This is a genomic window from Chryseobacterium sp. AC405b (genome assembly GCF_979258685.1).
This window is the reverse complement of the sequence record NZ_OZ409877.1, coordinates 2,373,610-2,399,980: the sequence shown is the minus strand read 5'-3', so window position 1 is coordinate 2,399,980 and position 26,371 is coordinate 2,373,610. Positions and strand designations below refer to the sequence as shown.

The 26,371-nt window shown below is 33.7% G+C and carries 29 protein-coding genes and 1 pseudogene; 14 read left to right on the top strand and 16 right to left on the bottom strand.

Annotation, left to right across the window (positions count from 1 at the left end):
* The first annotated feature begins 13 nt into the window (after positions 1-13).
* A complete protein-coding gene (locus ACZZZA_RS11495; RefSeq protein ID WP_463431875.1) occupies positions 14-1,156 on the top strand; it encodes a vWA domain-containing protein in 1,143 nt (380 codons plus the stop codon).
* 396 nt (positions 1,157-1,552) lie between these two features.
* Complete coding sequence (locus ACZZZA_RS11490) at positions 1,553-3,010, top strand: sigma 54-interacting transcriptional regulator (protein ID WP_463431873.1); 1,458 nt, start codon at positions 1,553-1,555, stop codon at positions 3,008-3,010.
* Positions 3,011-3,066: 56 nt separating this feature from the next.
* On the opposite strand, the pseudogene ACZZZA_RS11485 reads toward ACZZZA_RS11490, so the two are convergent.
* Positions 3,067-4,055 (bottom strand): annotated as a pseudogene (locus ACZZZA_RS11485) (DUF2891 domain-containing protein).
* A gap of 255 nt (positions 4,056-4,310) precedes the next feature.
* Here ACZZZA_RS11485 and ACZZZA_RS11480 point away from each other — a divergent pair.
* Positions 4,311-4,670, top strand: a complete 360-nt coding sequence (locus ACZZZA_RS11480; RefSeq protein WP_463431871.1) for a hypothetical protein — start codon at positions 4,311-4,313, stop codon at positions 4,668-4,670.
* Between the two features lie 53 nt (positions 4,671-4,723).
* Here ACZZZA_RS11480 and ACZZZA_RS11475 read toward each other — a convergent pair whose 3' ends face one another.
* From ACZZZA_RS11475 to dnaA, 4 genes are all read right to left on the bottom strand, one after another.
* Complete coding sequence (locus ACZZZA_RS11475; protein ID WP_463431869.1) at positions 4,724-5,101, bottom strand: hypothetical protein; 378 nt, start codon at positions 5,099-5,101, stop codon at positions 4,724-4,726.
* 148 nt (positions 5,102-5,249) lie between these two features.
* Positions 5,250-5,948: an SAM-dependent methyltransferase gene (locus tag ACZZZA_RS11470; RefSeq protein ID WP_463431867.1), complete on the bottom strand. Its 699-nt coding sequence runs from the start codon at positions 5,946-5,948 to the stop codon at positions 5,250-5,252.
* Positions 5,949-5,972: 24 nt separating this feature from the next.
* Positions 5,973-6,443 carry a low molecular weight protein-tyrosine-phosphatase gene (locus ACZZZA_RS11465; protein WP_463431865.1) on the bottom strand — a complete coding sequence of 157 codons (471 nt, stop codon included), beginning with the start codon at positions 6,441-6,443 and terminating at the stop codon, positions 5,973-5,975.
* A 101-nt stretch (positions 6,444-6,544) separates the two neighbouring features.
* A complete protein-coding gene (gene dnaA, locus ACZZZA_RS11460; RefSeq protein WP_463431863.1) occupies positions 6,545-7,999 on the bottom strand; it encodes a chromosomal replication initiator protein DnaA in 1,455 nt (484 codons plus the stop codon).
* Positions 8,000-8,132: 133 nt separating this feature from the next.
* Here dnaA and ACZZZA_RS11455 point away from each other — a divergent pair, with 133 nt between their 5' ends.
* From ACZZZA_RS11455 to ACZZZA_RS11445, 3 genes are all read left to right on the top strand, one after another.
* Positions 8,133-8,546, top strand: coding sequence for an acyl-CoA thioesterase (locus ACZZZA_RS11455; RefSeq protein ID WP_463431861.1), 414 nt, complete (start codon positions 8,133-8,135; stop codon positions 8,544-8,546).
* Between the two features lie 88 nt (positions 8,547-8,634).
* Positions 8,635-10,833, top strand: a complete 2,199-nt coding sequence (locus ACZZZA_RS11450; RefSeq protein WP_463431859.1) for a DUF2339 domain-containing protein — start codon at positions 8,635-8,637, stop codon at positions 10,831-10,833.
* A gap of 196 nt (positions 10,834-11,029) precedes the next feature.
* On the top strand, positions 11,030-11,467 hold the full coding sequence (locus tag ACZZZA_RS11445) for a hypothetical protein (RefSeq protein WP_463431857.1): 438 nt from the start codon (positions 11,030-11,032) through the stop codon (positions 11,465-11,467).
* A 55-nt stretch (positions 11,468-11,522) separates the two neighbouring features.
* On the opposite strand, the gene ACZZZA_RS11440 is transcribed toward ACZZZA_RS11445, so the two are convergent.
* Positions 11,523-12,800, bottom strand: coding sequence for a replication-associated recombination protein A (locus tag ACZZZA_RS11440; RefSeq protein ID WP_463431855.1), 1,278 nt, complete (start codon positions 12,798-12,800; stop codon positions 11,523-11,525).
* Between the two features lie 192 nt (positions 12,801-12,992).
* Here ACZZZA_RS11440 and yidD point away from each other — a divergent pair, with 192 nt between their 5' ends.
* On the top strand, positions 12,993-13,235 hold the full coding sequence (gene yidD / locus ACZZZA_RS11435; RefSeq protein WP_463431853.1) for a membrane protein insertion efficiency factor YidD: 243 nt from the start codon (positions 12,993-12,995) through the stop codon (positions 13,233-13,235).
* A gap of 459 nt (positions 13,236-13,694) precedes the next feature.
* Positions 13,695-14,540 (top strand): prolipoprotein diacylglyceryl transferase, encoded by an 846-nt coding sequence (gene lgt / locus ACZZZA_RS11430; protein WP_463433766.1) that lies wholly within the window; start codon positions 13,695-13,697, stop codon positions 14,538-14,540.
* Positions 14,541-14,565: 25 nt separating this feature from the next.
* Here the strand turns inward: lgt and ACZZZA_RS11425 are convergent, their stop codons facing one another.
* On the bottom strand, positions 14,566-16,080 hold the full coding sequence (locus tag ACZZZA_RS11425; RefSeq protein WP_463431851.1) for an NAD(P)H-hydrate dehydratase: 1,515 nt from the start codon (positions 16,078-16,080) through the stop codon (positions 14,566-14,568).
* Positions 16,081-16,205: 125 nt separating this feature from the next.
* Between ACZZZA_RS11425 and mscL the strand changes: the two genes are divergently transcribed.
* Positions 16,206-16,592: a large conductance mechanosensitive channel protein MscL gene (gene mscL / locus ACZZZA_RS11420; RefSeq protein ID WP_463431849.1), complete on the top strand. Its 387-nt coding sequence runs from the start codon at positions 16,206-16,208 to the stop codon at positions 16,590-16,592.
* A 58-nt stretch (positions 16,593-16,650) separates the two neighbouring features.
* Here mscL and ACZZZA_RS11415 read toward each other — a convergent pair whose 3' ends face one another.
* Together ACZZZA_RS11415 and ACZZZA_RS11410 are read right to left on the bottom strand one after the other, a co-directional pair.
* Positions 16,651-17,610 (bottom strand): D-2-hydroxyacid dehydrogenase, encoded by a 960-nt coding sequence (locus tag ACZZZA_RS11415; protein WP_463433764.1) that lies wholly within the window; start codon positions 17,608-17,610, stop codon positions 16,651-16,653.
* A 95-nt stretch (positions 17,611-17,705) separates the two neighbouring features.
* Entirely contained in the window at positions 17,706-18,107 is a 402-nt protein-coding gene (locus ACZZZA_RS11410; RefSeq protein ID WP_463431847.1) for an LNS2 domain-containing protein, read from the bottom strand.
* A 239-nt stretch (positions 18,108-18,346) separates the two neighbouring features.
* Here ACZZZA_RS11410 and idi point away from each other — a divergent pair, with 239 nt between their 5' ends.
* The 3 genes from idi to gcvT are packed head-to-tail and all read left to right on the top strand — an operon-like array spanning position 18,347 to position 20,426.
* A complete protein-coding gene (gene idi, locus ACZZZA_RS11405) occupies positions 18,347-18,856 on the top strand; it encodes an isopentenyl-diphosphate Delta-isomerase (RefSeq protein WP_463431845.1) in 510 nt (169 codons plus the stop codon).
* 8 nt (positions 18,857-18,864) lie between these two features.
* Positions 18,865-19,341 (top strand): hypothetical protein, encoded by a 477-nt coding sequence (locus ACZZZA_RS11400; protein ID WP_463431843.1) that lies wholly within the window; start codon positions 18,865-18,867, stop codon positions 19,339-19,341.
* Between the two features lie 8 nt (positions 19,342-19,349).
* A complete protein-coding gene (gene gcvT, locus ACZZZA_RS11395; protein WP_463431841.1) occupies positions 19,350-20,426 on the top strand; it encodes a glycine cleavage system aminomethyltransferase GcvT in 1,077 nt (358 codons plus the stop codon).
* A gap of 84 nt (positions 20,427-20,510) precedes the next feature.
* Here the strand turns inward: gcvT and ACZZZA_RS11390 are convergent, their stop codons facing one another.
* Complete coding sequence (locus ACZZZA_RS11390; protein WP_129534108.1) at positions 20,511-20,867, bottom strand: arsenate reductase family protein; 357 nt, start codon at positions 20,865-20,867, stop codon at positions 20,511-20,513.
* A 139-nt stretch (positions 20,868-21,006) separates the two neighbouring features.
* Between ACZZZA_RS11390 and ACZZZA_RS11385 the strand changes: the two genes are divergently transcribed.
* Both ACZZZA_RS11385 and ACZZZA_RS11380 read left to right on the top strand, forming a co-directional pair.
* Entirely contained in the window at positions 21,007-21,477 is a 471-nt protein-coding gene (locus ACZZZA_RS11385; RefSeq protein WP_463431838.1) for an acyl-CoA thioesterase, read from the top strand.
* Positions 21,478-21,482: 5 nt separating this feature from the next.
* Complete coding sequence (locus ACZZZA_RS11380) at positions 21,483-22,355, top strand: sugar phosphate isomerase/epimerase family protein (RefSeq protein ID WP_463431836.1); 873 nt, start codon at positions 21,483-21,485, stop codon at positions 22,353-22,355.
* A 110-nt stretch (positions 22,356-22,465) separates the two neighbouring features.
* On the opposite strand, the gene ACZZZA_RS11375 is transcribed toward ACZZZA_RS11380, so the two are convergent.
* The 6 genes from ACZZZA_RS11375 to porT all read right to left on the bottom strand — a co-directional run bounded on the left by ACZZZA_RS11375 (position 22,466) and on the right by porT (position 26,369).
* Positions 22,466-22,606, bottom strand: coding sequence for a hypothetical protein (locus ACZZZA_RS11375; RefSeq protein ID WP_463431834.1), 141 nt, complete (start codon positions 22,604-22,606; stop codon positions 22,466-22,468).
* Positions 22,607-22,645: 39 nt separating this feature from the next.
* Positions 22,646-22,846: a hypothetical protein gene (locus tag ACZZZA_RS11370; RefSeq protein WP_463431832.1), complete on the bottom strand. Its 201-nt coding sequence runs from the start codon at positions 22,844-22,846 to the stop codon at positions 22,646-22,648.
* A 223-nt stretch (positions 22,847-23,069) separates the two neighbouring features.
* Entirely contained in the window at positions 23,070-24,638 is a 1,569-nt protein-coding gene (rny, locus tag ACZZZA_RS11365) for a ribonuclease Y (protein WP_463431830.1), read from the bottom strand.
* Positions 24,639-24,858: 220 nt separating this feature from the next.
* Complete coding sequence (locus ACZZZA_RS11360; protein WP_463431828.1) at positions 24,859-25,146, bottom strand: cell division protein ZapA; 288 nt, start codon at positions 25,144-25,146, stop codon at positions 24,859-24,861.
* Complete coding sequence (locus ACZZZA_RS11355) at positions 25,146-25,448, bottom strand: hypothetical protein (protein ID WP_463431826.1); 303 nt, start codon at positions 25,446-25,448, stop codon at positions 25,146-25,148. The genes ACZZZA_RS11360 and ACZZZA_RS11355 overlap by 1 nt, the downstream gene beginning before the upstream one ends.
* Positions 25,449-25,586: 138 nt before the next feature.
* A complete protein-coding gene (porT, locus tag ACZZZA_RS11350; RefSeq protein ID WP_463431824.1) occupies positions 25,587-26,369 on the bottom strand; it encodes a type IX secretion/gliding motility protein PorT/SprT in 783 nt (260 codons plus the stop codon).
* Positions 26,370-26,371 lie beyond the last annotated feature (2 nt).

The following is a 26,371-nucleotide window of genomic DNA, read 5'->3' as shown; positions in this document are numbered from 1 at the left end:
CGAGATTCATCTCATGACAGATAAACAATTAAATTTTCAACAGGGTTTTACATTCAGCAAACACATTCCGGAAGAAATATCGCATTTTGACCGTGTTTTTGACGTTTTCAAAGACTTGCTGACCCATACTTCCGGCGATATTGAGGAAGCTTTTGAGTGGCTCGATATGCTCGATAAAGAATATGATATTTTCACCGACGAATACTCGCTTGAAGATTTTGAAGAAGACCTCAGAAAACGAGGTTACATCAAAAAAGAAGACGATTCTGAAGATGGAAATACCGGAACAGGAAAAGGTAAAAACATTCTGACTGCTAAACTGGAAGCTGCTTTACGCGAATTTGCATTAGACCAAATTTTCGGAAAGCTGAAAAAAAGCGGCATCGGAAATCACAGAACCAACAAAATCGGAGTTGGTGATGAGCGTGATGGAGAAAACCGTAACTTTCAATATGGAGACGATCTTTCATCCGTAAATATGACTGAAAGCCTGAAAAACGCCCAAATCAACAACGGAATTGCAGACCTCCGAATGACTGAAGACGACCTTATCGTAGAAGAAACTAAGCACAAAGCACAAATGAGCACGGTTTTGATGATCGATATCAGTCATTCGATGATTCTGTATGGTGAAGATCGTATTACGCCTGCCAAAAAAGTTGCTATGGCTTTGGTGGAACTCATCAAGCGAAAATACCCCAAAGATTCCATTGACATTATCGTTTTCGGGAACGAAGCCTGGCCAATTAAAATCAAAGACCTTCCCTATTTACAGGTCGGTCCGTATCACACCAATACGGTTGCAGGACTTGAATTGGCGATGGATATTCTTCGCAGAAAAAGAAATACCAACAAGCAGATCTTTATGATTACCGACGGAAAACCGAGTTGTATTCAGTTACCCAACGGAGAATTTTATATGAACAGCAACGGTTTGGATGAAATGATTGTTGGGCAGTGTCTCAACAGGGCCGCTCAGGCAAGAAAGCTGAAAATCCCGATCACCACTTTTATGATTGCGCAGGATCCTTATCTCCGACAATTTGTAAATGCTTTTACTGCACAAAATAAAGGAAAAGCTTTTCTCACAGGACTTTCAGGTTTAGGACAAATGATTTTTGAGGATTACGAAAAAAATAGAATTAAGAGGATTTGATTATGTTCTTTTGTCTTAAAACAAAAGAACCAAAAATTCAAGACTGGAAACTCCGGCTAAAATTTTAAATAATTTCCTAAAATTTCCAAACTCGGGCGGAAAGATATGTTGTTTATAGATTTTAAAATATTTGCCGCCACTCAAACACTGGAAATTTTTAACGGAAATTTTTTAAAATTTCTAAACGCCTACATTTCCTAAGTCATCTAATAAGGCTAATAAATATAATAGTTCACTATGATTAAAATTAAATATTTCAGAAATTGCTGAGTGAAACGCCTTTGCGAACGAAAAATAATACATTTAGTTGTAAAAAAATCTTTGCGGACTTTGCGTTAAAATAATTTTCAGCAAAAAACGCACACATTTAACACAATAATAACATCATTAAAATAAATGAAAAACGATACTACATTTAAAGAATTAAAACAATCAGGATATACCGATAAGACGATCAGTCAGGAAATTCAGGCAAATTTGATTGCAAAAATTAAAGCTAAAGAGCCTGTATTTGAAGGACTTTGGGGGTATGAAGATTCTGTGGTTCCACAATTGAAAAAAGCGATTTTGGCAGGTCATCACATCAATTTATTAGGTTTACGCGGACAGGCAAAAACAAGAATTGCAAGAAGCATGGTGAATCTTTTGGATGAATATATGCCGATTGTAAAAGGTTCTGAAATTAATGACAGTCCGTTTCAGCCAATTTCAAAATTTGCCAGAGATCTGATTGCAGAACTGGGCGACGAAACTCCGATTTCCTGGGTTCACCGTTCCAATCGTTTTTTTGAAAAACTGGCGACTCCCGATGTAAATGTTGCGGATTTAATTGGTGACATTGACCCGATTAAAGCTGCCACTTTAAAACTTCCCTATTCTGACGAAAGAGTTTTGCATTACGGCATGATTCCGAGAGCCAACCGTTCGATATTTGTATTGAATGAACTTCCCGATTTGCAGGCGAGAATTCAGGTTTCTTTATTTAATATTTTGCAGGAAGGCGATATTCAGATTCGTGGATTTCAGTTGAGAATGCCTTTGGATATTCAGTTTGTGTTCACAGCAAATCCGGAAGATTACACCAATCGTGGAAGCATCGTAACACCATTGAAAGACAGAATCGGATCGCAGATTTTCACACATTATCCGAAAACCATTGCGCTTGCAAGACAAATTACAGAACAGGAAGCGGCAATTTCAAGTGAAGATCAATCTCAAATTCAGATTCCGAATTTAGCAAAAGATCTTTTGGAAGAAGTGGCTTTTGCAGCCCGAGAGAGTGAATATGTAGATGCAAAAAGTGGCGTAAGTGCAAGATTGACGATCAGTGCAATGGAGAATTTAGTTGCAGCAGCAAAATTGCGTTTAATAGAATCTGATACCTCTAAAACAACTGTTCGTTTGCTGGATTTTATGTCGATCATTCCATCAATTACAGGAAAAATCGAGTTAGTGTATGAAGGCGAACAGGAAGGTGCAGATTATGTTGCAAGAATATTAATCGACAAAGCGGTGATGGTGCAGTTTGAAAGCATATTTCCAAGAATTTCAAAATTAGAAAAAGAAGGTATTAAAACACCTTATACTGATCTGATTAAGTGGTTTAATAAAAATCACCTTGAACTTAATTACACAGATTCTGATGAAGAATTTTACAGCAAACTCAACAGCATTACCCCTTTGGTAGATCTTGTAGAAGAAAACGCTTCAGAATTATTAAGTATGGAAGACCAAAACTTCTGCAAAGAATTGGTTCTTTGGGCATTAACAATTAGCAAAAAATTAGATAAATCTGAAAATGCTAATGCCTATACTTTCGATTCTGCGGGAATCGGACAGTTTTTGAGAAATTAAAATTTGATTATATATGATATAGCCTAACAGTTTTAAATCTGTTAGGCTTTTTTAAGCTATTCTTCCAATGCATGCACGGCAAAACTTGCCAGCCAATGATCTCCACCATAATTCCCTTGAAACAACAACGGCAAACCATTCAATAAAAATTTATCCGCAGTCTTTTGAAATGATTTTTTTAAAGGATGATTCTCAGGTAATGATTTTGCAATCCCTTTCATACACCAAGCTTTTGAAAAAGATAAGCCCACTAAATGAACGGTTTGGTAATCGTTTAAATCACTCACCACCGGGATTTTTTCGATATTTTCTAAGCTTCGTTTTTCGTAGAAATTATCAAACCATTTTACAAATTCTTTTTGAGGAAGTACTCTTCGCATTAAATCTGCAATTTCCAGACTTGGAGAAAAAAAATCTGAACCGTCCGGCTCAAGATAGGCAGGTGTTTTCGTATTGTTTAAATAAAAATATTTTGACTTTTCAATAAGTTGTTTTTCAAAATCCTGATCACCTTTCGCCCTTGCCCAATCCAATGCAAAAACCATGGCAAATGCTGTATTTGGATGTACACCGGTTCGATTCGGATAGGTTTGTTTAGGCAAATAGGTTTTCCATGAAGCAATAATTTTATCGGTCAAAGGTTTTAAATTCTGATGCCATATTTTTGCTTTCGGATGATTCCAGGTCATCAGTTCTTCATCTAATTTCAGTAACCAGGCCCAACCGTAAGTTCGCTCAAAAGTGGTCGTCAATTGATATTTCGTAAAATAATCTGCCTCCACTTGCAGATTTTCTTTTTGAATGAATTGTCTAAAATATTTTCGATGTCTTTTGCAACCGACAAATCTGGTTTTGTTTTTAGCAGACGAACCAACATCCAATGTCCATGTACTGAGCTATGCCAATCAAAACAACCATAAAAGCTGGGATGCAGATCTTTCGGGCTTAATGTAACTTCATTCGCAGTATTAATAATATGTGCAGTTTTATTAGGATATTCCTGATTAATGCAGTGCAGTGGTTTTTCTGATAGTTTGATCGCCATCTCATCCGTCAGTTTCGGAATTTCCTGGGCAGAAATTAAAAATGTAGAGAAGATAAATACCAATAGACTTGTTTTCATTATATAAAAATATTAATTATTAGGATAATGGCAATACTTAGCTTACAAAGAAAGCTCAGAAACCTGGAAACTTTCAGTATTTTTTTAAGCTGAACTAAAAATTTGAATAACAAATATCTTTTACAGTATCATTTATTCGGAATAATTTGTACATTAGCAGCAAAAATTACTACACAAATGAAATTTTTAGGTTTAATATTTTTACTTTCTTTTGCAATTACCAATGCACAAACTAATTATAAATATTTAGCATCTGATAAAACAGGTGAAAAATGGTACTATAATTTTGATAAAAAAAAAGCTAATGGTTTTTTTACCTGGCTAAAAATTGAGCATATAGAACAAAAAAAAACGTCAAAAAAAATCTCAACGGAATATTATATTGAAGTTAAATGCAGCAATCGTATGATGTCTGATGAAATTGTAAGAATTAACTGGGAAGATTCTAAACCAGAAATCTATAAAAAGAATTATCCTTTTCAGAAAATTCCGGAACATCATTTTGTGATGAATCTTGTTAAAAAATATTGTAAATAAAAAGATCCGGGTATCAATTGATACTCGGATTCTTTTTTATTGAATTAAAAATTCTAAGCGTTAAAATGCGACTTTACAGTTTCTAAAACCTGCTCGTCAGACATTTGCTGTGATGTTTCTAAAGTAATCTTTAAATCTTTAAATTGAGCAGTATCATGAAGATAATGTTTTAATTCTTCCTGAATATTTCCCGGACCTGTAATCAAAACTTCCTGAGAATTTGTAAGAAGATGCTCAACTTCCTTAAAAAACTTGATTTTATTGGTTTGCTCAGCATTGTTTCCTGCATTTTCACTTGAGTTGCCGTGTTGGATCGTCGCTTTTACCGGACTGCAAAGAAAAAATTTAAATGCATTTTGAGCATCATGATTTTTTACGACCACTGCTTTGTGAGAATCGATCCAAAGACCTGCTAATTTTTTATCAGACATAATTTATTATTTAATGTTACTTCGTATACTCTCAATAATGATGCAAACGATGTGTTAATGGGTGTTAAATTATTAAATAACAATTAATCTGTCTGTTCAAGAATCCGTTAAGGAAAATTGATTGCTTATGTCAGTTTTTAGATTTCGGTTATTTACCTATCACAAAAACCGCCGGAACTTTATGAAGCTCGGGTTTCTGTTTCTGCCAGTCTTTGATGCTTAACGTTTTTATAAATTCATGCTCAGAATCGTTAATGTTGGCAGCAATGCATAGTTTTGTACTTGGCGAAAGAAATTTACACAAATCCTCGAAAAGCGCATTGTTTCTATACGGAGTTTCCATAAAAATTTGGGTAAAACCAGTTTTTTGAAGTTCACTTTCCAGATGTTGAATTCTTTTTTTCTTTTCTCCTTTTTCGATAGGAAGATAACCGTTGAATGTAAATTCCTGACCGTTGAATCCGCTTGAAATCAGTGCTAAAATAATTGAAGAAGGTCCTGAAATGGGAATAATTCTTATCTTTTTTTCATGACACCATTTTACAATAAGATTACCGGGATCAGCGATACACGGAAGTCCGGCTTCTGATAATAATCCGAAATCCTGACCATTCAGCATTCTGTCTTGCGCCTCTTTTATATCTGAATTTTCTGTGTATTTATCTAAAAGGAATAGCTTCAGATCTGACTGCTTTTTTTCGGGTGCAAAAAATTTAATAACCTTTCTCGCGGTCTTTTCATTTTCAACAAAGAAAAAATCAGTTTGCATAATGTATTCTGTAATCACGGGAGAAAAATGAGTGATGGGAGTATTTTCTGAAAGGTAAGCCGGAAGAAGGAAAAGCATTTTAGTAATTTAAGAGTTAAAAAATTATGAGTTTTGAATTTTTAAGACCAGAAGTTTTTTAGCGATTTCTTCACACGCTTCATCAAGCTGATGATAGACTTTTTCAAATCCGTCTAATTCACTCCAATATGGATCCGGAACTTCTTGCGGAAGATATTTCAGATCTGCCGCTTCCATCAAAAGAGAAATTTTTCTTTTCTGCGCATCATTTTGGGCAAGTGAGATTACATCCTTAAGATTACTCTTATCCATACAGAATATTTTATCAAAATCATCCAGATCCTGAACGGTAATTGGTCTTGAACACTGGTCAGAAATATCGATGCCGTACTTTTCTGCTATCTTAATGGATCTTTTATCGGGAGTTCCACCTTGATGCATATCGATAGTTCCGGCAGAATCAACAAAGAAATTTTCGGGAAGTTTTGATTTCATTATTCCTTCAGCAAGCGGACTTCTGCAAATATTACCCAAACAAACCATCAGTATCTTCATTGAAATAAAAATTTAGTATTAAATAATTTTAGACTGACAAAATTAAATAAAAAATGGAGAACAAAACTATTCTCCATTTTTCAGTTATATTTTGATTAAGATCAATGCTTGATCTTCTCTGTCAGTTCTTTTACGTATTTCTTAACTTCTTTATCTATTTTAGAAACGTCTTTTATCGTATCGCAAGCATACATTACCGTTGAGTGATCTTTACCACCCATTTCTTCACCAATTTTGGTAAACGTTGCGTTGGTAAACTCTTTAGCAAAATACATCGCTAACTGTCTTGGTAAGGCGATTTCTCGTTTTCTTGTTTTAGATAAAAGCTGCTCTCTTTTGATGCCGAAATATTCACAAACCACTTCCTGAATGTAAGGAATGTTGATGACTTTTTTCTGATTGGCAGCAATTTTATTAATGGTTTCTTTTAATAATTCAAGACTCAGATCAGACTTATAAATCGTAGAATAAGCAATTACTGAGTTGATAACTCCGATCAGTTCTCTAACGTTGGTTTTAGCTTCTGCCGCTAAAAAATCTAACATATCGTCTGTTAAAACAATACCGTCTCTGCTTAATTTATCAACGATGATTCTTTTACGGGTATCCAAATCCGGAGATTTGATCTCTGCAGAAAGTCCCCATTTGAAACGGGAAACGATTCTGTCCTGAATATCCATAATATCTACAGGTGCTTTATCTGAAGTCAGGATAATCTGTTTACCGTTTTGATGTAAATAATCAAAAATATGGAAGAAGCTATCCTGAGTCGCCGATTTACCGGATAAAAACTGAATATCATCGATTATCAAAACATCTACCATTTGGTAAAAGTTGGCAAATTCTGTCTGTTTATGAGCTTTCGCAGCAGAAATAAACTGCTGGATAAATTTTTCTGAAGAAAGATAAAGAACTACTTTGTCAGGAAACTGGCTTTTCACTTCCAGACCAACAGCTTGTCCTAAATGGGTTTTTCCCACACCATAACCTCCATACAAAAACAATGGGTTGAATGCTGTAGATCCCGGTCTTTTTGCAATTGATCTCGCAACCGTTGAAGCGAATTTATTACTTTCTCCTTCTACATAATTATCAAATGAAAAATCAGCTTTCAGGTTAGAGTCAATATTTACTTTTTTAATTCCTGGAACTACAAACGGATTAACGATGTTTGAAGAGAAACCTTGTGGCATTGTTTCCTGCATTTTTGGGGTAGGAACCGTTTTGCCTTTCATATTCATGGTAACAGGTTTTTCTAAACCGCTTGGTTTATTTTCCATTACAGAATACCAAAGTTTAACACCTTTACCGATGTTTTTCTTCAGGGCAGCAGAAAGTAGTGAAAGATAGTTATCTTCAATATATTCTTTGTAAAAATCACTCGGTACCATCAGCGTAAGATTATTATCAACCAATGAAATTGGCTGTACTTTATCAAACAGTAAGTCGAAAGATTTTTCGAGTTTTTTAAGGTCAGAATTGTCTTCAGCAGCATTAAGGTTATCTCGCATAAACTGAAGGCATTTCTGCCAGATCATCATTAAATTTTCGTCCATTTTTATGCTGATTAATTCTGAGATTAGTAGTTTTTATTCGGAAGACAAAGGTGTCATTTTTTAATTTTAAAAAAAAATATTGCAGGTATTGATTATTAAAAAATATATTTGTATGTTTAAATTATAACTTAACATGATACACACAACCCACACTATACGAGTACGTTACGCAGAAACAGACCCTATGAAGTACGTATATTATGGCAACTATGCTGCATATTTTGAATTGGGAAGAGTCGAACTTTTCAGGAGCATAGGAATATCATATGACGAGATAGAAAAGCTTGGAATCTGGCTTCCGGTTTCTGATTACAATATTAAGTATTTAAAACCAGCTTTATACGATCAAAAATTAGAAATTCATACATATATAAAAAAAATTCCCGGCGTAAGAATAGAATTTGAATACGAAATTTATAACGAAGAAAAAATAAAAATCACAGAAGCCCGCACTACCCTATTCTTTTTAAATGCTGAAACAAATAAAGTCATCAAATGTCCTGACTTTTTAATGAAACTTATCGAAGAAAACTGGAAAGAAGATTAAAATTAAAAGTTTATTTCGAAAAATTCACACAATGATTTTTATGAAACCCTATTCCTCAAATTCTTATATTTGGTGACAAATCTAATCTATGAGTTCTGTTTTTGCTATAGTCGTAATATTGATAGTGCTTCTGATACTTGTATATCATCAACTGAATAAACGCATCGAGATTTTAGAACAAAAAATTGCAGATTTATCTAAGAAAGAAATTTCTTCAAGTGAAGAAGTGAAGAATGAAGGAATTCTTACAGAACCTGTTCGTTTTGCTAATCAGATTCAAGATCCAAATAAAGTTGTAACCGATTTTAAAGAATCAGAACCTCAAAAAGACTGGCTTGCTCCCGTTTTTGATTTTTTGAAACAAAATGCTTTAACCATAATCGGGATTTTTACATTGGTTTTAGGAATCGGATATTTTGTAAAATATGCCATCGACAAAAACTGGATCGGAGTAACTTCACGGGCAGGAATCGGATTCGTCACTGGTGTATTAATCATAGGAATAGGACATTTTTTAAGAAAAAACTATACGGTTTTCTCATCAATAATTACAGGCGGCGGTGTAGCTGTACTCTATTTTACAACCACCATTGCGTTTCGTGAATATGAGATTTTTTCACAAAGCACAGCATTTCTGATTACTTGTCTGATAACCATTCTGTCCATTGCTCTTTCTTACTATTATAAAAGTGAGATTCTACTCATCTTCTCTCTGTTTGGTGGATTTTTAGCACCGTTGATGATCAGTACCGGACAAAGCAATTATGTTTTTCTGTTTACCTATCTTTCTGTTTTGAATATCGGAATGTTAATTATCGCTTATCTTAAACACTGGAAAAGTATTGGCTGGATCTCTTTTATTTTTACCTCAATCTATCTTTTCTCATGGACTATGGAACAGCCTGCATTGGCAAGTATTCCTTTTTACATGGTTACTTATCTTTTGTTTTATGCATTTGCACTTCAGAATTACATCAAAAAAAATACTTTAGAATCACTTGATATTCTGATGCTTATTTTGACCAACTTTTCAGGAGTTGCAGGTTTGGTTTATATTTTTAATGAGATGCAGATGTTTCCTGCATCAGTATTTCCTATTGCTTTTGCGTTTATTAATTCTGTCGGATGGTACAGAGAATATCAAAAGAAAAATTTCAGCACTAATTATTCGGTTTTCATAAGCATCACCATTAGTTTGATCACTTTAGCTTTTGCGCTTGAGCTTAAAACCCATCTTATCACCAGTGTTTGGGCAATCGAAGCAAGTCTGCTTCTCTACATTTGGAAAAAAACAAACCATAAGATATTCAAAGTTTTCTTCTATGTCCTGTTTCCGTTGGTAATTTTATCTCAAATGATAACCTGGGCAAGATATTTTGATTCAGATTCTTTGAATGTTATATTCAATCCTGTTTTTATTACAAGTCTGGTTGTCATTGGAAGTTGTTTTATGAATTTATTTTTATTGAAAAAAAATTCTGAAGAAGAAAATTCCGGACCTGAGTTTTATGAAAGTGTTTTTAAAATATTATGTATCTCAGTGATCTATTTTTCAGTGTTATTTGAAATCATTTACCATATTTCAGATGCAAGCTTGGTTTTCGTCATAACCATCAGTTTCTTATTTACATTGTTTTATTTATTTATACTCATTCTTTTTGGTAAGAAAATCAGCATTGGCAAAGATTTCAGGAAAGGGATGATCTATCTTTTTCTATTGCTTCTTTTGATACATATTTCTACATCGCAGGTTGCATCAGAAATTATCACTAAGAAAATAAATTCGGAGTTTTTCTTTGTTCATTTGCTGTATATTTTTCCATTGGTTTATCTCATCTTAAAAATAATTCCAAAATCAGATTTTATAAAAAATCGCTTCTCATATTGGTTGGTTTCTTTCATTATTGTTTTGGCTTTCAGTCTGGAATTATTCCGTACTTATTTATTGATGAATACAGATCGATCAGATGAAATGTATCTCCTTGAGAATCATTTCAGCATATTATATTTACCCATAATATGGGCTGTTTTGGCGTGTTCGTTTATTTATTTCGGATTGAAAAAAGAAATTCCGGAGTTCAATAAAATAGGCTTTAGCTTACTCGGAATCATGATTTTAAAACTATACTTTTACGATGTCTGGCAAATGGATAATGTCTCAAGAATAATCGCATTTATCATTCTTGGAATTATTTTACTCCTAAGTTCTTTCATGTTTCAGAGGTTTAAAAATATACTAAAAAACTTAGTGGATAAAGGAGATGAAGCTCCTCATAAAAATCAATAGAAATACCACTAAAACCTATTATCTGTTACTGTTTTTTAAATTATTTAAAATTTTCTATTGACAATTTGTAAAAAATAAGTATATTTAACACGTTTTTAATACTTCAGTTTAAAAATAAATCGCCGATCAATAAGCTTGAATAAAATCATTTTAAAAGTTAGCGTTTTTATATAACTTAAAAATAAAATTTACCTTTATGAAAAAAATCCTATACTCTTTATTAATCTTTGCTTCAGCAACTTTATTTGCTCAAAAAAATCCTACTGTAAAATTTGCAATCTGTAACGATGCGGTTGGTACTGTAGCAATGTTTGAAGGAAAAAAAGAAGCTGTTCAAAGTGTAAATGTCTTTAAGCCTAAAGCAAATCTTCCTCAGAGTCTGAAAAAATATGATTATTTAGCTGAAAACGGTTTGGCTGAAGTAAAATTTAAAAAAGATTTTGGAACTTTGGATATCATGTCTTTAGCTAATTTTAATACTCAGAGCGGACTTCCAAAAGATACACCTGTATTCATTGAAGGATATGAATTCAAAAACACAGAAACCAACATATATGCAGATATGATTGCAGATATAAAAGTAGATACTGTAGATGGTAGAAAATCTTTGGTAATTACAACAGTAAAGAAATAAATATTTTAAAATAATATTGTCAAAACGGATATTCAGATTGAGTATCCGTTTTTTTTTAGTATTTATTTTGCCATTTCTTTTTAAGCTCTTCAGATATTTTTTTCTCGGTGGCATTACTTCCGGGCTCATAAAATTTCACATCTTTTATTTCTTCCGGCAAAAAATCCTGACTTACAAAATTACCTTCATAAGAGTGAGCATATTTATATTCTTTACCATAATCGAGATCCTTCATCAATTTCGTAGGTGCGTTTCTTAGATGTAATGGTACAGGCAGATTTCCGGTTTTTTTCACAAAAGCCAAAGCATCATTAATCGCTGCATAAGCAGAATTGCTTTTCGGAGAAACTGCCAAATAAATAGCAGTTTCACTCAATAAAATCCGTGCTTCGGGATTTCCGATCACATTGATCGCCTGAAAACAGTTATTCGCAATGACCAATGCATTAGGGTTTGCCAAACCAATATCTTCTGAGGCCAAAATAAGCATTCTGCGGGCAATAAATTTAATATCTTCGCCACCTGCAATCATTCTCGCCAACCAATAGACTGCTCCATTCGGGTCTCCTCCACGCATAGATTTAATGAATGCCGAAATAATATCATAATGTTGTTCCCCGTTCTTATCATAGAGTGCCATTGTTTCCTGAAGAACTTCCATCACATCGTCATCAGAAATTTCTTTGGTATCAGAATTGATAAACTGACTCAGCACCAACTCAACAGAATTGATCAGTTTTCTTCCGTCACCACCAGAATACTGAATAAATGCCTGCTTTTCTTTAATTTTGAAATCAGTTTTTTCGTCTTTATTAAATCTTTCAAGAGCAATATCTATCAGTTCTTCTAGCTTTTCGTGCGTTAAAGCTTTTAAAATATAAACCTGACTTCTTGAAAGCAATGCCGAAACCACTTCAAAACTCGGATTTTCTGTGGTTGCACCAATCAAGACAATCCATCCTTTTTCTACCGCATGAAGCAATGAATCTTGCTGAGATTTATTGAAACGGTGAATCTCATCGATAAAAAGAATCGGAGATTTTCCGGAAAAAAGATTTTGCTTTTTGGCTTCTTCAATCACATCCCTCACATCTTTTACACCCGATGAAACAGCCGAAAGCTTATAAAATTTTCTTCCTGATTTTTCAGAAATTATTTCAGCCAGCGTTGTTTTACCTGTTCCCGGATGGTCCCACAAAATGAGAGAATTCAGGGTGTCATTCTCCAGCATTTTCCGTATTGTCCCTTTTTCACCCGTAAGATGTTCCTGTCCCAGGACTTCGTCTAAGGCTTTAGGTCTTAATCTTTCGGCTAATGGAGTATTTTGGCTCAAAGTTTTATGATTTGATTTAAATAAAATTAATTTTAAAAAATGTTCAGGTTCTCAATAAACAGAATGTATTTCAGTTAATAAAATTAAATTTGACAAACACATTAATCTAATCAACAAACACCTATTTAAGACTCTGAAACTTCTAACAAATTTAAACTAATTTTCAATTTTTTAGCCTATTTTTGCATTGTTTTGAAACTTACATTCAATAAAATCATTACTTCGCCTTTGGTAATTTTGGTCAGATTTTACCAATGGTTTATCTCACCTTTACTTCCAAAAAACTGTCGATATGAGCCAACTTGTTCGCATTATATGGTAGAATCTCTGCAGACACACGGTATTTTTAAAGGTTTGTGGCTTGGTATAAAAAGAATTGCTAAGTGTCATCCCTGGGGCGGAAGCGGCTATGATCCTGTTCCTCCAAAAAAATAAATATTTTTTATTAAACGACTTATAAATACATTAAAAATGAGTACTTTTTTCTTCAGAATTTACCTTTTTGCCTTTGCCTTAATGGCTCAGAGTTTTTTTTCGCAAGATAATCAAGACAGTTTATCAGACGGAATTTTAAAGATAAATTCGACAAAAATTCCTGTCAAAATATACACTAATTCTGAAGTAGGAAATCTGAACAGTTTTGCAAATCTTAAAACGACGAATAACACATTAGTGATCCTCAATAAGTCGAATTTGGAAACCTCACATTTCGAGTACAGCTTAAATATATTAAATAAGTTTAAAGACACAAATTATCAGTTTTTTGACAAAGATTTTAAATTAGTTGAAAATATTAAGATAACTGAAGATAATATTGAAACCTTAAAATATGCTGTAAAATCTTCGAACCCGATTCAATCATCTGACACCGTTCAGCTTGAAACTCCTTTTAAAATTTGGGATCCTTCTACAGGAATTCATTTGGGACCGATAACTCTGCATTATTACAGTTTGATGTTTATTTTCGCTTTCGGAATCGGTTATTTTCTGATGACCAAAATGTATACGATAGACGGTGTAGATACAAAATATGTTGAGCCTTTCTTTACATGGACTTTAATTGGGACGATACTTGGAGCAAGATTGGGTCACGTTATTTTTTATCAGCCAGAATTATTCAAAGAAGATTTCTGGAGTGTCTTTTTACCGATAAGCACCAAAAACGGAATCAAATTCACAGGATTTGCCGGATTGGCAAGTCACGGAGCTACCCTTGCGGTAATTGTTACAACACTCTATTATTCATACAAAATTGTGAAAAAACATCCGCTTTGGGTATTTGACAGATTAGGAATTGTAGTAGCAATCGGCGGAGCATTTGTAAGAATGGGTAACTTTTTTAATTCTGAAATCATCGGAAAACCGGTTGATCCTACATCACCATTTGCACTTTTATTTCCACAGCAAAGTGGTGAATATGGAGTAACAGTTCCGCGTTATCCTACTCAATTGTTTGAAGCTGCAGGTTACGTAACTTTATTCGTTATTCTCTGGGTTTTATATAGAAAAACAGACAAAAAATATCAACAGGGATGGTTATTTGGTTTGTTCTTTTTCGTTCTTTGGGCAATCAGATTCTTTGTAGAATTCTTAAAAGAACCTCAAGGTCATGAAGTGATATCATTCGGAGGATTAAATACCGGACAAATTCTTTCCATTCCATTTATGATAGCAGGTTTAGTTATTATGGTTTATTCTAAAAAAAATAAAATCGCTCCGGAAACCGACAAAACTTTTTAAAATATCAAAAATAAAATACCGAAAGTCACAACTCTGTTGTGGCTTTTTTGTTGAGTTCCAAAAATACATTTCCAAGTTCATCAATGACATCTGTCGGAAGCATTGCTTCTTTTGAGAATTTTTCAGCGGCAAGATCTGCAGCCTTTCCATGAAGCCATACTCCCAGAATACACGCATTTTCCGGAGAATATTTTTGAGCTAAAAGTGATGTAATAATTCCGGTCAAAACATCTCCGCTTCCGCCTTTTGCTAAACCTGAGTTTCCGGTGATATTATAATACACTTTTCCTTCGGACGTAATAATCTGGGTGTGACGATCTTTCAAAACAATAAAAACTTGCAGTTCTACTGCTTTTCTTCTAGCCAATTCTAATCGTTCAAACGAATCTTCAGTTGAACCAAAAAGTCTTTCAAACTCTTTAGGATGCGGTGTAATAATCGAATTTTCAGGAATTAAATTAATATTTTCTTTATTTTCAGAAATAATATTTAAAGCATCTGCATCAAAAACCAAAGGATTAGCAGTCTGTTTCAAAAAATTCAATAATGTTTTTTCCGTTAAAAAATCGGTTCCTAAACCGGGACCAATTCCATAAGCCGAATCACTCTGAACTTCCATTTGTTCTATATATTTTTCTCCACCAGAGATAAACATGGCTTCTGGACAAGTGGTCTGCAATATTTCATAGCCACAGTTTGGAGCAAGCACGAAAGTAAGTCCGGCTCCAGTTTTCAAGGCTGATTGGGTTGCTAAAACTGCTGCGCCCATTTTACCATAACTTCCGGCGACGATTATTGCTTTACCAAAAGTTCCTTTGTGGGTAAAATCGCTTCTTGGTTGGAAAATTTCCTGTACCATTTCCTCATCAGTCACAAAATAATGTACGGGTATATTTTGTATAAATTCCTTGTCTAAACCGATGTCTAAAACAGTGATTTTACCGGCGAATTTTCCGGTTTCAGGATGAAGAAAACTTCGTTTCCAGAATTGAAAACTCAACGTATAATCAGCTTTAAAAATAATTTGATCGTTATCTGAAATTTTGTCAGAAAACAAACCTGATGGAACGTCAATAGATATTTTAATCTGATTCACTGTATTCAACTTCTCAATTAATTCAGCGTAAGCTCCATCCAACTTTCTTGATAATCCTGTTCCGAAAAGCGCATCGATAATTATTGTTTTTTGAAATTGAAATTGATCTGTTTCTTTAAAATCATGAATGGAAATTCCTGAAAATTCTTTTAATCTATCAAAATTAATTTTGGCATCTTCAGAAAAATTTTCATTCGATTTATTAATAAATACATCAACATCGAATCCCTTCAAATACAGCATTCTTGCAACAGCAAAACCGTCTCCGCCGTTGTTTCCGTTCCCACAGAAGATTACAAATTTTGTGTGATTTTTACAGTTCAGAAAAATCCAATCTGCACAAGCTAATGCAGCTCTTTCCATTAGTAAAACAGAAGAAACAGGTTCATTTTTTATGGTAAATTCATCTGCCGATTTGATTTTTTCTGCTGTGAGAATTTTCATGAGAATGTTTTATTTAAATTTAAGGATAATTAATTGAAATGTCCGCTCAAAAAAATTCTGAAAATTTGCAAGATTACTGTTAATAAATTATAATTTTGTTTTAAACATTAAAAAAAATATAAATTATGGGATTTGTAAAAGAATTTAAAGACTTTGCATTTAAAGGAAATGTGGTTGATCTGGCTGTCGGTGTCATCATCGGTGCTGCATTCAGTGCCATTGTAAAATCATTTGTTGATGATATTGTTACGCCATTATTACTCAATCCGGCATTAGAAAAAGCGAACGTAAAAAATATTGCGGAACTTTCCTGGAATGGGGTAAAATATGGTAACTTTTTATCTTCTATAATAAGCTTCCTAATCGTAGCGTTTGTATTGTTTATGATGATTAAAGGAATTAACAGATTGAACAGAAAAGAAGAAGAAGTGCCTGTTCCTGCAGGACCTACCGAAGATCAGAAATTGTTAACAGAAATCAGAGATTTGCTAAAAAGCAAAAACAATTTATAAAATAAAACTCGCCGCAAATAAATTTGCGGCGAGTTTTATTTATCTAAAGAAATTCTTCTTAATGAATCTGTAAAATGCTTGAGATCTGCTCTGCAAGAGAAAGACCGATTCTGTCTTGCGCTTCCAAAGTTGAGGCTCCTGTATGTGGGGTTAAAGAAATCTTAGAATGATTTAAAATCTCTTTTGAAGGTGTTGGTTCGTTGATGAAAACATCAAGACCTGCAAACTTCACTTTTCCTGAATCTAAAGCTTCAATCAAAGCAGCTTCGTCAATCACACCACCTCTGGAGCAATTCACGATTGCCACACCATTTTTCATGATTTCAAATTCGTTTTTTCCAATCATATAACCTTCTTTCTGAGCAGGAACATGAAGCGTAATAAAATCTGAGTGTTTCAAAACCTCCAGTAAAGGTTCAGTTTCAATATCTACATTGATGAACTGATTGTTGTAGAATTTTACCTTAATACTTGCTTTGCCAACGTTATTATCTGCGGCAATCACCCTCATTCCCAGACCTAGCGCAATTCTCGCAACTTCTTGTCCGATTCTTCCCATCCCAACAATTCCGATGGTTTTTCCTCTTAATTCAATACCTGCAGCGTAAGCTTTTTTAAGACCTGCAAATTCTGTATCGCCGACTAATGGCATTTTTCTGTTTGAATCCTGAAGAAATCTAGCTCCTGAAAATAAATGTGCAAAAACCAATTCAGCAACTGATTCTGAAGAAGCTGACGGGGTATTGATGACATGTATTCCTTTTTCTCTTGCATAATCTACATCAATATTATCCATTCCTACTCCACCTCTTCCGATGATTTCGATAGACGGACAATTATCAATCAACTCTTTTCTTACCTGTGTTGCACTTCTTACCAAAATTGTACGGATTTTGTGCTCATTAATGTAATCAATCAAAGATTCCTGTGGAACTTTTGTCGTAATTACCTCAAATCCTTTTTCCGTTAATGCATCAATCCCAGATTGGTCTAAACCATCATTTGCTAAAACTTTCATCATACTATTATATATTAAAAATGAAAGATTTAAAAACTAAAAAATCCAAGTTATTTAAACTTTATTTGTTTAATTATTAAATCTTCAATTAGATTTTAATCTTTAAAAACCTCAATGGTTACCTGTTTCTCAATCAAATCTGTGAATTTCCCTTTGTATCTCGTTGCCTTTACCAAATGATTATCAATCCAGTGATAATTGCCGCCTCTTGGTTTTCCGCACAATACACTGTGATATTTGAAACCATGCTTGTCTAACCAATCGATGGTAATCTGTTTCAGGTTTTCGGTTCTTGAAGTGAAAAAGCAGATCTGGTGGCCATCATCATACCATCTGTTTATTGTTTCCAAAGCATCCGGATATGGTTCACAAGTGACCATTCTTTCAGGTTCCTCGTTCGGGACATCATCTGTAATTGTTCCATCAATATCAATAAGATAATTCTTAACTCCGTCTTTCAGAATCGGACTTATATGCTCAATATAATCTAGCTCCATCGTTTAATTTTTTAAAGCGCAAAGTTACACATTTTGTAGAACAGGCTTATGTTAATCTTAGTTTATGTTAAAATTTTAACAATAAAAATAATTATAAATAACCAAAAATCATTATTCTCTTGCATTTTTCACAAAATTAGCAGCAAAATATTATTTGGAAAAATGCCAATATTTCATAAATATTAAAAAATTTAAACAAATATTTTACGAAATGATGATTTAAACTTAAATTTGTAGGAATGGAAGAATATGTAGTTTTAGTAAATCCTGAAGATCAAGTTTTGGGTTTAATGGAAAAACAGCAGGCGCATATCAATGGTTTACTTCACCGTGCATTTTCTGTTTTTTTATTTAATGACAAAGGTGAAATGCTGTTGCAAAAACGTGCTTCAGAAAAATATCATTCTCCCAACCAATGGACCAATGCAGTTTGCTCACATCCTCGTGATGGAGAAACTTATCTTGAAGGCGCAAAAAGAAGACTTAAAGAAGAATTAGGAATTGAAGCTGAGCTTGCCGAAAAATTTAATTTTATCTATAAAGCAGATGTTGGCGGCGGACTTTGGGAGCATGAACTTGATTATGTTTTTACAGGAACATACAATGAAGAATTTAATTTAAATAAAAACGAAGTGGAAGAAGTTCGGTATATTTCAATTGAAAATTTAGATAAAGAAATTACTGAATATCCCCAACAATTTACAGAATGGTTTAAAATTATACTAGAAGAATATAAACACAATTTTTAACACAAATAATGAAAAAAACACTATTTCTATTTACTTTCTTATTTTTTTTAAGTGTTTGTGCCCAAAAAGCAGACACCGAAATTTTTGAAAGTGAAAATTATTCAATTACCATGCCCAATACCTGGAAAGCAACCAATGATGAGGGTATAGTTAATATTTTCCCGACCAATCAGATTGGTGCCATTACCATCTCTGAATATCATGATTTAGAACTTCCAAAAGAAGAAACTAAAAAATTTATTCTTGCGCTCTACAATTCAGCGGATGAAGAGAATAAAATAAAAAGCGGAAATGGAAGGAAAGGATATACAGAATATTTTTACGAATACTTTGATGAAAATGAAAATCTTTTCTGGATCACGAAAGTATTTCAAAAAAGCAAAGATCTTTACATTGTAAGCATTAATTGCCAACAAAAATATTGGAACGGAAATTATATGAAGGTTTTTAACGAAACTTTTGACAGTTTTAAAATAAAAAAGTAAGAATAAAAATGAACAAAACAGCATTGTATGACAAGCACGTTTCTTTGGGAGCGAAAATAGTACCTTTTGCAGGATTTGATATGCCTGTACAGTATTCCGGAGTGACGGAAGAGCATTTTGCCGTGAGAGAAAAAGCGGGATTATTTGACGTGTCTCACATGGGGCAGTTTTTCATTGAAGGTGCAGGTTCTAAAGAACTTTTGCAATTTGTAACCACCAACAATGTAGATGCTCTTGAGAACGGAAAAGCTCAATATTCTTGTCTTCCTAACGAAGATGGCGGAATCGTAGATGACCTTATCGTTTACAAAATGGAAGATGACAAATATTTTGTGGTCGTAAATGCTTCAAACATAGAAAAAGACTGGAATCACATTTCAAAATACAATACTTTCGGAGCGAAAATGACGAATGCTTCAGACGAGATGTCTCTTTTGGCGGTTCAAGGTCCGAAAGCGACTGAAATTCTTCAAAAATTAACTGAAACCAATCTTGCTGAAATTCCTTATTATCACTTTACTGTAGGAAGTGTTGCAGGTATAAGTGATGTAATTATTTCAAACACAGGTTACACAGGAAGCGGTGGTTTTGAAATTTATTTTAAGAACGAAAATGCAGAATTACTTTGGGATGAGATTCTGAAAGCCGGAGAAAGTGAGGGAATGATTCCTTGTGGACTGGCTGCCAGAGACACTTTGAGACTTGAAAAAGGTTTCTGCCTGTACGGAATGGACATTGATGATACAACCTCTCCTATCGAAGCAGGATTGGGCTGGATTACAAAGTTTGATAAAGATTTTGTATCGAAAGAAATTTTCGCAAAACAAAAAGAAGAAGGTGTTACCAGAAAATTAGTTGGTTTTGAATTGATTGATAAAGGAGTTCCAAGACATGATTACCCGGTGGTAGATGCAGAAGGAAATGTAATTGGAAAAGTTACTTCCGGAACACAGTCTCCTATGAAGAAAATAGGTTTGGGAATCGCTTATGTAGATAAGCCACATTTCAAACTAGGATCAGAAATTTTTATTCAGGTTAGAAATAAAAATATTCCTGCGAAAGTGGTGAAAATGCCATTCGTTTAGTTTTTTGCAGTTGGCTTTCGCTTTACTATACTAAAAAACCACAGATTGTTCTGTGGTTTTTACTTTTTGACAAGAATAGGAAATTTAGTTATTTCCGTTAAAGTGTGCTCTTAAATTTTCAATGTTTTTCTTATCATTTCCTATGAAAATCTCTGTATCAGTAAGAAAAACGGGACGCTTCAAAAAAGTATAATGATCTAATAACAATTCTTTGAAATCATCTTCTCCCATTGTTTTCAAATCAAGCTCTCTCAATTTGATCTGTGTTGATTTTTTACTGAACAAATCCTCGTAAGAATTGGTGATTTTATGCATCGCTTCCACTTCTTCCTGGGTAATAGGCTCTTTTTTTATTTCACGCATTTCCCAATCTCTCAGATCAAATTTTGCTAAAATTTTTCTGCACGTGTCGCAACTATTAAGATAAAATACTTTCTTCATCTATATATATATTAATTATTTTTTAAATTATACGTTCTAAATTCTATATTATTACAAGATACCACTTTTAGTTGGAAAAACAGCTATTTAATTTCACTTTCTGATAATTAATGAATATCTTTATTAAAATTTATAAAATATGGACAACAAACCTGTTACTTTTCAATTTATTTCAGAGCCTTCAGACGTAAATTACGGAGGAAATGTACATGGTGGAAGTGTTATGAAATGGATTGACCAAGCAGGATATGCATGTGCTACAACATGGAGTGGAAATTATTCTGTAACCGTTTATGTAGGTGGAATTCGTTTTTACGAACCTATAAAAATCGGCGAAATTGTACAGGTAGAAGCAAAAGTGATCTATACAGGCTCTTCAAGTATGCACATTTCAATTAATGTTTTCTCCAGAAACCTTAAGCAGCCCACTTTTGATAAGAAAACCCATTGCATTATCGTATTTGTTGCCGTAGATGAAAACGGCAAGAAACTTCCTGTCCCAAAGTGGATTCCCGAAACTGACGAAGAAAAGCAGCAGGAATTATACGCCAAACGTCTGATGGAATTGAGAACGCAGATTGAAGACGAAATGAAACCTTTTATTAAATAAAAATCATGCAGAGAAGTGATTTTTTAAAAATTTCATCTTTAGGTTTTCTGGGATTGTATTCTTGCGGAATATCACATTCAATGACAAAAAATAAGCGTTTAGCCATCCAACTTTATACGATAAGAGATGCTATCTCAAAAAATCTTGAGCGGTCATTTGAAAAATTGGCAAGTTTAGGTTTTAAAGATGTAGAAATCTATGGTTATGACGGAACTTTTTTCGGTAAAAATAAAAATGAATTTCAGTCAATTTTAAATAATACAGGTTTAAAAGTAATCAGCTCTCATCACCAAACCGGAGTGATAGGAAAAGGACTGGGAACTTTAGTTGATAATTGGGAAAGAACTGTAGAAGATTTGGATTTTATAGGATCAAAATATATGGTTTGCTCTTACTTGGTTCCGGAAGAAAGAACTACTGAAAACTACAGAAACTTACCTGAACTGTTGAATCGATCAGCAGAAATTACAAATAAATCTAAAATTCAGTTTGCATATCACAATCATGATTTTGAGTTTAAAAAAATGGATCATGATACATTGATTTATGATTTTATCTTAGAAAATACTTCGGCAGATTTAGTCAAAATGGAACTTGACCTTTATTGGATTGCAAAAGCAGGATATGATCCCTTGGCTTATTTTGAAAAGTATCCGGGCAGATTTCCTTTGTGGCATGTAAAAGATATGCAGAAACAAACGGAAAATTTCTCAGAAATCGGAAATGGAACTATTGATTTTAAAAGAATTTTTGAAGCCAGACAAAAAGCAGGTTTGGAATATTGGTTTGTGGAACAAGATTCTAGTAATAAAGATATTTTTGAAAGTATTTCGATAAGTAAAAAATATATCGATCAGAACGATTTTTTCTTTAAATAATCTCTTATGAAACAAAAGGTCTTCCATCTGGAAGACCTTTCTATTTTCAAAGTTTTATAATTTCTTAACAAGTAATTATTTGTGGACAACCTATGTACTGGCTGCAATATTTAGGTTCGTGTTACAGCACCTGTACAACTGCATCCGCACAATGATAAATCTGGTGTGCCGATTTTTCCGACACCCCCAACGATGTCTTTCAGATCAGAACTTTTTAATTTCTTAGCGCTTTTTAAAATTTCATTTAACATAATAATTTGGTTTTAAGTTGAAAATATGAAGGTCTTAATTTATACTGCAAAATCGTCGCAGGTATACACTTGTGGACAGGCAATGTAAGTTGGGCAATATTTTGGTCCTGTAACGGAACCTGAACAACTACATCCGCAAAGCGACAAATCTGGAGTACCAATGTTTCCGGCACCTCCTACAATCTCTTTCAGATCAGAACTTTTTAATTTCTTAGCATTTTTTAGAATTTCATTTAACATAGTAATTTGGTTTTAAGTTAATATTCAAATATAATAATTTTAACAATATTAAATTATAATTATTTAATTTATTATAATAACGTTCATAATAAACGAATAGTATAGCGCAATTTAATTTTTATTAATTAAAGTATAGTCTAGCTACATCATTGATTAGGGTTAATAGAATTAAAAAATCCTTTCAAATTTCTCTGAAAGGATTACTATTGATAAGCATGAAAAATTATCTTGCGATATTTACAGCTCTTGTTTCTCTGATTACCGTAACTCTTACTTGTCCGGGATACGTTAATTCATTCTGAATTTTCTCTGAAATATCATAAGAAAGTTGGGAGGCGATTTCGTCGTTTACTTTACCACTTTCTACCATTACTCTTAATTCTCTACCCGCCTGAATTGCATATGCACTGGATACTCCTTCAAAGCTTAATGCAGCAGCTTCAAGATCTTTCAGACGTTGGATGTAAGATTCTAAAACCTGACGTCTTGCTCCCGGTCTTGCTCCGGAAATTGCATCAGCAACCTGAATGATTGGTGATAAAAGTGAAGTCATTTCTACTTCGTCATGGTGAGCTCCAATTGCGTTGATAACTTCCGGATTTTCGCCATATTTTTCTGCCCATTGCATTCCTAATAAAGCGTGAGGAAGTTCAGATTCCTGTTCAGGAACTTTACCTATATCATGTAAAAGACCTGCTCTTTTAGCCATTTTTACGTTTAATCCTAATTCTGCAGCCATAGTTGCAGCGATGTTTGCTACCTCCCTTGAGTGCTGTAATAAGTTTTGTCCGTAAGATGAACGGTATTTCATTCTACCAACAATTTTCACCAACTCAGGGTGTAAACCGTGAATTCCAAGATCTATAATGGTTCTTTTACCTACCTCGATGATCTCTTCTTCAATCATCTTTTTTGTTTTCTCTACAACTTCTTCAATTCTCGCAGGGTGAATTCTTCCGTCTGTAACCAATCTGTGTAGTGATAATCTTGCGATTTCTCTTCTTACAGGATCGAAGCATGAAAGGAGAATAGCTTCCGGAGTATCATCTACAATGATTTCTACACCAGTCATCGCTTCCAAAGCACGGATATTTCTACCCTCTCTACCTATAATTCTACCTTTTACTTCGTCTGATTCAATATTGAATACAGAAACTGAATTTTCAATTGCCTGCTCAGTTCCAATTCTTTGGATAGTCTGAATAACAATTTTTCTCGCCTCACTCTTAGCATTCAGCTGAGCTTCTTCCATAATGCTTTGAACGTGCGCCTGAGCTCTCGTTTTAGCTTCAGCTTTCATAGTTTCTACCAATTCTGCTTTGGCTTCATCAGCGGTATAATTTGAAATTTTCTCCAGCATTTCAACTTTTCTTGCCGTTGCTAAATCTAGTTCCTGTTGTTTCTTTTCTAAAACTTCTGTTTTCTTAGCATAATCAGCAATCTGTCTGTCAAGATCTTTCTCTAATTTTCCAGCTTTGCTAAGCTCATCATTTAGTTTGTTTTCTTTGTCTTTGACTCTCTTTTCGCCTTCCTGCATCTTTTTTTCGCGAACCTGAATATCTGCATCGTGCTGAGATTTCAGTTCAAGAAATTTTTCTTTAGCCTGAAGATTCTTTTCTTTTTTGATAGTTTCTGCCTGTACACTGGCTTTATCTAAAAGTATTTCGGCATTTTTCTTTGCATCATCTACAATAAATTTAGCTTTGGTATTGAGTGAACTTTTTGAGAAAAACATTCCTGCAGCTGCACCAACTATTAAGCAAATAATGCCGACTATTATGGCTGTTGTCATATATATATTGAGTTTTAATTGTCTAAATTTAAAATAAAAAAACCTACAATAATCCAGTGATTTAGAGTAAACTCCTGATCTCCACGATTTGATCTGATTCCTTCTCTCTGTAATCTGCGTAGTGCAGCACGCCATTGAAAAGACTTTCGAACATTAATTGTTTAGTGTTGAGTTTACCTTAATGTGTTAGAATTACTGTAGGCAGGTTTTTGCGGAAAATTTATTTTCCGGCATCATTCAACGTTTGATTGATTTTCATTAATCTCTCGTTGGTTGATTTTATATTTTTTTCGTTGTTCAGAGCTACAACTTCTGCATTGGTTCCCAATTTCAGGGCACACATTGCTAAAGCATCCTGTTTATCTCTTACATCGAAATTTTGTTCAAAATCTTTAATCATATTTTCAATCTGCTTCCCCACTTTACGCAGAGTTTCCTCCTCTGCTGCGGGTACATTCAGTGGATATACTCTTCCTGCAATGTTGATGGTTATTCTCCTTACCTCCATTATAATCCGCTGTTTTGAAGCTGTGCAATACAAAAGTCTACTTCTTTTACCAGTCTGTTGATATGGTTTTTCATGAGTCTGTTGTGTTCAGGATTTCCTGATATTGCCGAATACAATTTTATCGTTTTCTGTTCTTCTGCTAATACCTGATTTCTTTTTCTCTCTTCATCATATTTCTTCTTCAAATCTTCATGCTCCTGACTTAGTTCTGATAACTTTTCTGAAAGATTCTGATGACTTTTGTGAAGATTCAAAATCTTTTTTTCCAGTTCCGAAAAATTATTTTCTAATTCTTGAAGCATTTCAGGTTTCTAATATTCTAACTAATAGCAAAAATATGAAAATAAAAAGACTAACAAAAATAAAAGACTCTATATTTTGACTTAAAACAAAAAAGGAGATGCCAAAGCACCTCCTTTTTATATTAATTTTTTATTATATTATTCAAATTTCAATACAAACATGATCGCTCTTGTCTGTAAAGTAGAAACTGCTGCAGACCAGTAAGGTGGCGTTGTAGCGTTGTCAGCAACCATTTCGTTGTTCATAAAGAATGTTCCTCTGATCGCAGGGGTCAGTTTAAATTTATTGAAATAAAACTGAATTCCCATCTCTGCAGACCATGCAAAATTGTGCGTTGTAGATCTGAAAACCTGTTGTAAGTTATCATCTTCAGAATCTGAATTAGACTGTAAATTAACGATATAATTTACACCGGCTGCAACGTAAGGTCTTGAGTTGTACCATCTTTCACCATGAAATTCCAATAAAACAGGAACATCTACCAATGTAGATTTTATTTCTCTTACTCTGTCTTTTTCAGTTAAAGTAACAGGTATAAATGGTGGATTTTGAGGATTTCCATTCTGATAAATATCGTTCGATTGGGTATTAAAAATCAACTGTCTCTGAGCAAACTGTAAACCTGGTTCTAATCTTACATCTAAATAATCATTTAGTCTGAATTTTGCGATCAGACCTGCACCAAAACTGGTACTGGATTCAGATCTCACAAGGTTTTGATTATTATTCATACCATATCTTGGGTTAAGAACAATACGATAGTCCAGTAAATTGCCATTCAGATAAAAACCCCAGCTGAATTTCTGCTGGTCAAAATCTTCCAGCTTATCCATCCTGTTACGAGTTCTAAATTGAGCGTCTGCAAAAGTTGCAATACTAACTGAGGCTAAAACCAGAGCTTTTAATAGAAATTTATTCATAG

Excerpts from the sequence above, each read along its gene's own strand:
- ACZZZA_RS11400 (WP_463431843.1), top strand. The coding sequence starts at position 18,865 with ATGAAAAAAACACTATTTCTATTTACTTTCTTATTTTTTTTAAGTGTT.
- ACZZZA_RS11445 (WP_463431857.1), top strand. The coding sequence starts at position 11,030 with ATGAAAAAAATCCTATACTCTTTATTAATCTTTGCTTCAGCAACTTTA.
- ACZZZA_RS11385 (WP_463431838.1), top strand. The coding sequence starts at position 21,007 with ATGGACAACAAACCTGTTACTTTTCAATTTATTTCAGAGCCTTCAGAC.
- porT (WP_463431824.1), bottom strand. The coding sequence starts at position 26,369 with ATGAATAAATTTCTATTAAAAGCTCTGGTTTTAGCCTCAGTTAGTATT.
- ACZZZA_RS11410 (WP_463431847.1), bottom strand. The coding sequence starts at position 18,107 with ATGGAGCTAGATTATATTGAGCATATAAGTCCGATTCTGAAAGACGGA.
- ACZZZA_RS11450 (WP_463431859.1), top strand. The coding sequence starts at position 8,635 with ATGAGTTCTGTTTTTGCTATAGTCGTAATATTGATAGTGCTTCTGATA.
- ACZZZA_RS11390 (WP_129534108.1), bottom strand. The coding sequence starts at position 20,867 with ATGAAGAAAGTATTTTATCTTAATAGTTGCGACACGTGCAGAAAAATT.
- dnaA (WP_463431863.1), bottom strand. The coding sequence starts at position 7,999 with ATGGACGAAAATTTAATGATGATCTGGCAGAAATGCCTTCAGTTTATG.
- mscL (WP_463431849.1), top strand. The coding sequence starts at position 16,206 with ATGGGATTTGTAAAAGAATTTAAAGACTTTGCATTTAAAGGAAATGTG.
- ACZZZA_RS11360 (WP_463431828.1), bottom strand. The coding sequence starts at position 25,146 with ATGGAGGTAAGGAGAATAACCATCAACATTGCAGGAAGAGTATATCCA.
- ACZZZA_RS11415 (WP_463433764.1), bottom strand. The coding sequence starts at position 17,610 with ATGAAAGTTTTAGCAAATGATGGTTTAGACCAATCTGGGATTGATGCA.
- ACZZZA_RS11490 (WP_463431873.1), top strand. The coding sequence starts at position 1,553 with ATGAAAAACGATACTACATTTAAAGAATTAAAACAATCAGGATATACC.
- ACZZZA_RS11480 (WP_463431871.1), top strand. The coding sequence starts at position 4,311 with ATGAAATTTTTAGGTTTAATATTTTTACTTTCTTTTGCAATTACCAAT.
- idi (WP_463431845.1), top strand. The coding sequence starts at position 18,347 with ATGGAAGAATATGTAGTTTTAGTAAATCCTGAAGATCAAGTTTTGGGT.
- ACZZZA_RS11375 (WP_463431834.1), bottom strand. The coding sequence starts at position 22,606 with ATGTTAAATGAAATTTTAAAAAGCGCTAAGAAATTAAAAAGTTCTGAT.
- ACZZZA_RS11425 (WP_463431851.1), bottom strand. The coding sequence starts at position 16,080 with ATGAAAATTCTCACAGCAGAAAAAATCAAATCGGCAGATGAATTTACC.
- ACZZZA_RS11380 (WP_463431836.1), top strand. The coding sequence starts at position 21,483 with ATGCAGAGAAGTGATTTTTTAAAAATTTCATCTTTAGGTTTTCTGGGA.
- rny (WP_463431830.1), bottom strand. The coding sequence starts at position 24,638 with ATGACAACAGCCATAATAGTCGGCATTATTTGCTTAATAGTTGGTGCA.
- ACZZZA_RS11370 (WP_463431832.1), bottom strand. The coding sequence starts at position 22,846 with ATGTTAAATGAAATTCTAAAAAATGCTAAGAAATTAAAAAGTTCTGAT.
- ACZZZA_RS11495 (WP_463431875.1), top strand. The coding sequence starts at position 14 with ATGACAGATAAACAATTAAATTTTCAACAGGGTTTTACATTCAGCAAA.
- ACZZZA_RS11475 (WP_463431869.1), bottom strand. The coding sequence starts at position 5,101 with ATGTCTGATAAAAAATTAGCAGGTCTTTGGATCGATTCTCACAAAGCA.
- ACZZZA_RS11455 (WP_463431861.1), top strand. The coding sequence starts at position 8,133 with ATGATACACACAACCCACACTATACGAGTACGTTACGCAGAAACAGAC.
- gcvT (WP_463431841.1), top strand. The coding sequence starts at position 19,350 with ATGAACAAAACAGCATTGTATGACAAGCACGTTTCTTTGGGAGCGAAA.
- ACZZZA_RS11465 (WP_463431865.1), bottom strand. The coding sequence starts at position 6,443 with ATGAAGATACTGATGGTTTGTTTGGGTAATATTTGCAGAAGTCCGCTT.
- ACZZZA_RS11470 (WP_463431867.1), bottom strand. The coding sequence starts at position 5,948 with ATGCTTTTCCTTCTTCCGGCTTACCTTTCAGAAAATACTCCCATCACT.
- ACZZZA_RS11355 (WP_463431826.1), bottom strand. The coding sequence starts at position 25,448 with ATGCTTCAAGAATTAGAAAATAATTTTTCGGAACTGGAAAAAAAGATT.